Annotated in this window: 5 protein-coding genes; 2 read left to right on the forward strand and 3 right to left on the reverse strand. The window is 69.6% G+C overall.

Annotation, left to right across the window (positions count from 1 at the left end):
* Nucleotides 1-99 precede the first annotated feature (99 nt).
* The 3 genes from MEICH_RS0106745 to MEICH_RS0106755 form a co-directional block, all read right to left on the reverse strand.
* Nucleotides 100-1,389: a S41 family peptidase gene (locus tag MEICH_RS0106745; RefSeq protein WP_027891984.1), complete on the reverse strand. Its 1,290-nt coding sequence runs from the start codon at nucleotides 1,387-1,389 to the stop codon at nucleotides 100-102.
* Nucleotides 1,390-1,399: 10 nt separating this feature from the next.
* Nucleotides 1,400-2,656 (reverse strand): S41 family peptidase, encoded by a 1,257-nt coding sequence (locus tag MEICH_RS0106750; RefSeq protein ID WP_051303993.1) that lies wholly within the window; start codon nucleotides 2,654-2,656, stop codon nucleotides 1,400-1,402.
* Between the two features lie 241 nt (nucleotides 2,657-2,897).
* Nucleotides 2,898-4,103, reverse strand: coding sequence for a SpoIID/LytB domain-containing protein (locus tag MEICH_RS0106755; RefSeq protein ID WP_027891986.1), 1,206 nt, complete (start codon nucleotides 4,101-4,103; stop codon nucleotides 2,898-2,900).
* 122 nt (nucleotides 4,104-4,225) lie between these two features.
* Here MEICH_RS0106755 and MEICH_RS0106760 point away from each other — a divergent pair, with 122 nt between their 5' ends.
* Together MEICH_RS0106760 and MEICH_RS0106765 are read left to right on the forward strand one after the other, a co-directional pair.
* Complete coding sequence (locus tag MEICH_RS0106760) at nucleotides 4,226-5,065, forward strand: hypothetical protein (protein WP_027891987.1); 840 nt, start codon at nucleotides 4,226-4,228, stop codon at nucleotides 5,063-5,065.
* Nucleotides 5,066-5,326: 261 nt separating this feature from the next.
* Nucleotides 5,327-5,775 (forward strand): LysR family transcriptional regulator (locus MEICH_RS0106765; RefSeq protein WP_027891988.1); only part of this gene is annotated, 449 nt, incomplete at its 3' end.

Below are 5,775 nucleotides of genomic sequence, written 5' to 3' on the forward strand. Positions count from 1 at the left end.
CCCCTCCCCGCCGGCGGGGAGGGTTGGGGAGGGGTCCACCACGAGCCACGAGCCACGAGCCTTCTGCTCATCGCTGACGGCTGATGGCTTCCCGCTTCTTTACGGCTGCTTGACGCCCAGCGCCTCGAGTGCGCGCTCGAAGGGGAGGTCGCGGCCCTGTTCGGCCAGGACCTTGAGGTCGTCGGGGACGGTGATGTCGGGGCGCACGACGTCGGGGTAGCTGTCGCCGTTGGCGAGGAAGGCGCGGTTTTCGGAGAGGTTGAGGCCGCCGCCGTTGATGAGGCGGTAGGTGCGGGTGGTGGTGTTGCCCACCCCGGCGGTGGTCTCGCCGATGACCACGCCCACGCGGCCCAGGCGCAGGGCCGAGGTGAGGTACTCGGAGGCCGAGGCGCTGCGGGAGTTGACCAGGATGGCGACGGGGCCTTTCCAGGAGGCGAGGTTGGGCACGGGCAGCGAGAAGAGCACGGTGCCCTTGTCGTCGCTCACGGTGGCCTGGCCGTCGCGGAAGCGCATGACGGTGCGGTCTTGGTTGTAGCGGTCGGTGAAGAGGATGTAGGGGTCGGGGACGAAGGCGGCCATCGCCACCAGGGCGTCGAGGGCGCTGCCGCCGCCGTTGTTGCGCAGCTCGAGGATGAGCCCCTTCGCCCCGGCCTGCTGGGCCTGGCGCACGAGCTCGTGCACCCGGATCCCCACGCGGTTGCTGGCGAGGAAGTCGGGGATCTTGAGCACGGCGATGCCGTCGGGGCGCAGCTTGAGCGAGGGCATGCGGGCGAGGTTGATCTCGCGGCCTACCACCGTGACCTCCAGGCGCTCCCGCTTGGGCCCGCGCAGCAGGGTCAGCTTGAAGGGCTGGCCGCTCTGCACGGCGGCGGTGAGGGTGCGCTGCACCTCCTCGGGGCTGGCGAGCTCGCTGAAGGGCCGGTCGTTGAGGGCGATCAGCCGGTCGCCGTAGAGCAGCCCGGCCTGGTCGGCGGGGCCGCCCTCGACCACGTCGGTGATGAGCTGGTCGCGCGAGCCCTCGACGGGCTGGTAGGCGATGCCGATGCGCAAGGTGCGCGAGGGGGCGTTGCCCGTGCGCTGCTGGCGCAGGGCGGCCAGCGACTCGGGGCCTTGGTAGTAGGTGTGGCCGTCGCCCAGCTCACGGATCATCTGCTGGATGACGGGCACCGCTTTGTCGTAGGGGCAGGTCTCCCGCTCCTGGGCGCAGGCGCTGTTGAGGTTGGCCTGGTACTTCACGGTCAGCGCCTTGAGGTCGAGGGTGGAGGGGCCGAAGTAGTAGAACTCGAGGTAGAAGCTGGCCTGGTCGAAGAGGTCCTGGGCGGGGGAGGCCCACGAGAGGGTGCCCAGCACCAAGACCAGACCGGCGAGCCACTGTTTCACACGCTGCATAGTTCACCTGTCACTGAACGCCCAGCACTTCGCGGGCCTTTTCCAGCACCACGTCGCGCCCCTGGGCCAGGGCCTCGAGGTCGTCGGCCACCGCCACGTCGGGGGTGAGTTTGAGGGGGAAGGGTGTGCCGTCGAGGTTTTTCATGCGGATGGCCGAGACGGCCAGGAATTCCCCGTTGATGAGGGCGTTGTCGGAGTTGCCCGAGACCCCCAGCGCCCCGCCGCTGGGTTCGCCCACCACCTTGGCCCGGCCCGCCGCCTGCAGGAGGTAGGCCAGCATCTCGGCGGTGTTGAAGGTGTTGCGGTTGACCAGCACCACCAGCGGCAGCGAGCTCTGCACGGGGTTGGCGACCTCGCGCACGGAGGCGCGCTCGGTCTCGCCCTCGCCCTGGACGTAGACCTTGCCCCCCTCGGCGGTGAAGGTGTCGTCGAGGTCCTTGAAGCGCCAGTCGTAGACGAAGCCCGCCTTGGGGACGAAGGCGTTGGCGGCCAGCAGGGCCTCGTCGTCGATGCCCGTGAGGCTGTCGCGCAGGTCGAGCACGACCCCCTTAGCCCCCTGCTGCTCGGCCTGGCGCACCAGGTCGTGCACGCGCTGGGCCACGCTGAAGCGGTCGGAGTAGTAGAGGTGGTAGACCCGCAGGTAGGCCACCCCGCCCTGCACCTCGAGCCGCGGCTGCATGCTCTCCCGGCTGACGCTGCCGCGCACCTCCACCTGCTGGGTTTGCCCGCGGCGGGTGTAGGCGAGGGTGAAGGGCTGCTGGCCGCGCTCGGCGGCGCGCAGGGCCTCGAGCGTCGCGGGCTGGCCGCCCACCTGGGTGATCACGTCCCCGCGCCGCAGGCCAGCCTGGTAGGCGGCCTCGCCGGGGAAGGACTCCACCACCACCAGCCCGCCCGCGCCCGGCCGCGCCCAAACCCCGATGCGCGGCGCCACCGGGCCCAGCCCCGCGCCCAGGCGGCTGGCCTCCTGCTGCTCCTCGAGGCTCAGCAGCGTGGTGAAGGGGTCGCCCAGGTCGGCGAGGATGCGGGCGATGACTGCGCGGGCCTGCTCGTACCCGCACCGTTCGCCCAACCCCCGGCAGGCCTGGTCGAGCTGCCCCTGGTAGCGCTGGCGCAACTCGCGAAAGCCGGGCACCTTGGCAGGCCCGTTGTAGTAAAACCCGATGAAAAACGTGGCCTGGTCGAAGAGGCTCTGGGCGGGCGACGCCATGGCTGAACCCAATCCCACCACCCCCAGCAGGCCGCCGAGCAAGAGGTTGCGCAACGACATAAACCAACTATATGCAGGGCTTTCGGATTTTAAGTGTGTGGATGAACGCTGAGCGCCGATAGTCGATGGTCGATAGCCGATAGCCAAACGCCCCTTCTTTACCCCCCTTAGCAAGGGGGGCCGGGGGGGATAAACCCTCCCCGCGCGCGGGGAGAGAAGGGGTGGGGTTTTCCACGAACTGACGGCTGATAGCTGAAGGCTTACCGCCGTCTACCATACGCCGCCCGAAGCCCCTCGAGCCCTACCGCGCCGTGTCCGGGAGGCTCGAGAGCAGCGATTCGAACGGTGCGGCCGATTGGACGCCCTGGGTGGGCATGTAGCCGGCGGCCAGCAGGCGTTCGCGCAGGCCTTCGACCACCTCGAAGCTGCTGAGGAAGGTGCCGGGGTAGTAGTAGCCCAGGATCTGGCGGAAGTCCCAGCCCTGTAGGGCGAAGCCCCGGGCTCCCCACTGGCTCATGCCCACCCCGTGGCCCACGCCGAAGCCGGTCACGTTCCAGCCGTTGAGGGTGATGCGGGTCGAGGGCAGGCCCAGGCCGCGCAGGAAGCGGGTGGCCTGGGGGCCCACCAGGTCGGTGCTCTTGAGGTTGCCGCGCACCCGCAGCCGCGCCACGCGGCCCGACTCGGTGTACTGCACCACCTCGAGGCCCTGCACGTCCCCGATCAGGAGGCCCTGGCTCACGAGCTGGCGGGCGACGGCCTGGGGCGAGAGGGTGAAGCCCCAGGTGCCCTTGGGGCTTTGCGAGTAGGGGTCGGGGCGGGCGATGAGGTAGGGCACGCTGCCGCCCCACACCTCCTGCGAGGCGGCGGTGTAGCCGCCGGAGTCGGCGTGGTAGACGGCGGTGATGGGCTGCTGGCCGTAGCTCACGATGAGCCCGCGGGTGGCCTCGACTGCGGCGTTGTGCTCGGGGGTCTCGGCGCGGTAGCCCAGGTAGACCTGGCAGCGTTCGTCGTCGCAGATGTCGTAGAGGGCCTTGGGGTTGAGCCGGTAGAGCGCGAAGGTGCGGGCCAGGATCGCCTGTGCCCGCAGCACCTCAGCGGGGAAGGAACGCGGCACCTCGCCGGGCACCACGCCCAGGAGGTAATCCTCGAGCCACACCCGGTTGATGAGCAGGAGCTTGCCGTTTTGGGCGATGGCCTGCAGGCTGCCGCGGTAGGGCTTGCCCTCGAGGGTGAACAGCCCGTCGGTGGCCTGGAACTCCACCCACGGCCCGCTGGGCTGCCCGTTCACCAGCACCTCCGCGCCCGACACGCCCAGCTTCACGCTGGCGGCGGGCTGGTTCTGGTCGCCGTAGCCGCTGAGCCGCAGGTGGGCGTTCACGCCTACGGTGGCCTCTTTAGCCTCCTCGAGCAGCACCCGCAGCACCAAATCCTGGACGGGGGCTTGCGCCAGGGCCAGCCCCAGCAGGAGCCCCAGCACGGCGAAGAAGCGCAGCGACGGACGGTGCATAAACGACAGACCCAGTATACGAAGCCCCGGCGCCGCTTCCCGGGTCATGGCCGCCCCATTAAGGGACGCTCAGGGGCCGGGCCGCCCTTGCCCACAGCCCGGTAGCCCGATAGGATTCGGGAGTGCGTATCGGCCTCCTGGATACCTGGCTCGCTGGGCGCTACCTGCCCTTCTGGGAGCCCTACCTCGAGGGGCTGGGGCTCGAGCTCGTGCGGCCCGGGCCCGTCGAGCCCAGCCTGCCTATCTTCCTCCCCGCCAGCCTGGTCGCCGCGCAGGTGACGAACCTCAAGGCCCATGGCGTGGACTACCTGCTCATCCCCGACGCGCAAGGCGACATCCAGAGCGAGCGCGGCGGCGCCCAGAACCCCTGGATCCTCGACCTGGGCGCCTCGCTCGCCCGCTACCTGCCCGGCCTCCCCCCCATGCTGCGCGTGCCCGCCCACCTCTCGCCCGACCTGGTGGGCTTCGCCGCCGAGATCGGCCAGACCCTCACCAAGAACCCCATGCTCACCCGCCGGGTGCTCGACAAGACCCAGTACCTCCTGAACCACACCCCACCCCTGCCCAAAAACCCCGGCAGCAACCGCTCGGTGGGCATCGTCACCCTGCCCATGGTCCAGGAGGACCCCCGCCTGCAGGGCGGGATCGTCGGGGCCCTGCAGGCCGCCGGCCTGAGCCCCTTCTGGCCCGACCTCCCCCCGGCCAAGCTGCGCGAGGAGGGCGCCCGGGTCGAGATCCCCCTCGACCTGCCGACCGACCTCGAGTTCGCCGGCGCCAGCCGCTACCTCTCCCGCCTGGGCAAGGTCAAGGCCGTGATCTACCTGATGGTCCCCGGCTCCGACCCCATCCCCAACCTCGCCCGCAAACTCTCCCAGCGCCTCCACAAGCCCCACTCCACCCTCACCGTGGGCGAGGACTGGGGCGAGCCGTTGGCAGAACTGGCACGGCAGGTGGGGGGGTAGGGTAAAACGGGAAGCGATAAGCCTTCAGCGGTCAGCTTTCAGCCGTCAGCCGTCAGCCGTCAGCGAAGGGCGAAAGGCTCGTGGTGAAAGGCACCCTGCCCCTTCCCTCCCCGCCGGCGGGGAGGGGGTATCCCCCCCTGGCCCCCCTTGCTAAGGGGGGTGAAGAAGGGGCGTTTGGCATTTAGCTATCGGCTATCAGCTATCGACCATCGACCATCGACCACCGCCGTATACTGGGTATCGGCAAAACCGATTCCCGCCATGCAGATCTCGCTCAAGCAACTGGTCTACTTCATCGCCGTGGCCGAGGCAGGGTCCATCTCGCGTGCCCTGGCTTCGCTGGACGTGGCGCAGTCGGTAGTGACTGAAGCGATCAAGAAGCTCGAGGAAAGCCTGGGGACCCAGCTCTTCAACCGGCACGCGCGGGGGATGGTGCTCACCCACGCGGGGCATCAGTTTTTGCGGCACGCCCACGAGGTGCTGGCCGCCCTGCGCAACGCCGAGCAGGCCATCCGCGAACGCCCCGACACCATGACCGGGCGGCTCAACCTGGGGGTGAGCAGCCTGGTCACGGCCTACTACCTCCCCTACCTCCTCGACCGCTTCGAGCGGGTCTTCCCGGGCGTGGAGGTGCTGCTCGTCGAGGACCGGCGCGGCTACATCGAGCACCTGCTCATCAACGGCGAGCTCGACGTGGCGATCATGAACGT

It is taken from the genome of Calidithermus chliarophilus DSM 9957, assembly GCF_000430045.1.
In the GTDB taxonomy this organism is placed as follows: domain Bacteria; phylum Deinococcota; class Deinococci; order Deinococcales; family Thermaceae; genus Calidithermus; species Calidithermus chliarophilus.

Excerpts from the sequence above, each read along its gene's own strand:
- MEICH_RS0106745 (WP_027891984.1), bottom strand. The coding sequence starts at position 1,389 with ATGCAGCGTGTGAAACAGTGGCTCGCCGGTCTGGTCTTGGTGCTGGGC.
- MEICH_RS0106755 (WP_027891986.1), bottom strand. The coding sequence starts at position 4,103 with ATGCACCGTCCGTCGCTGCGCTTCTTCGCCGTGCTGGGGCTCCTGCTG.
- MEICH_RS0106750 (WP_051303993.1), bottom strand. The coding sequence starts at position 2,656 with ATGTCGTTGCGCAACCTCTTGCTCGGCGGCCTGCTGGGGGTGGTGGGA.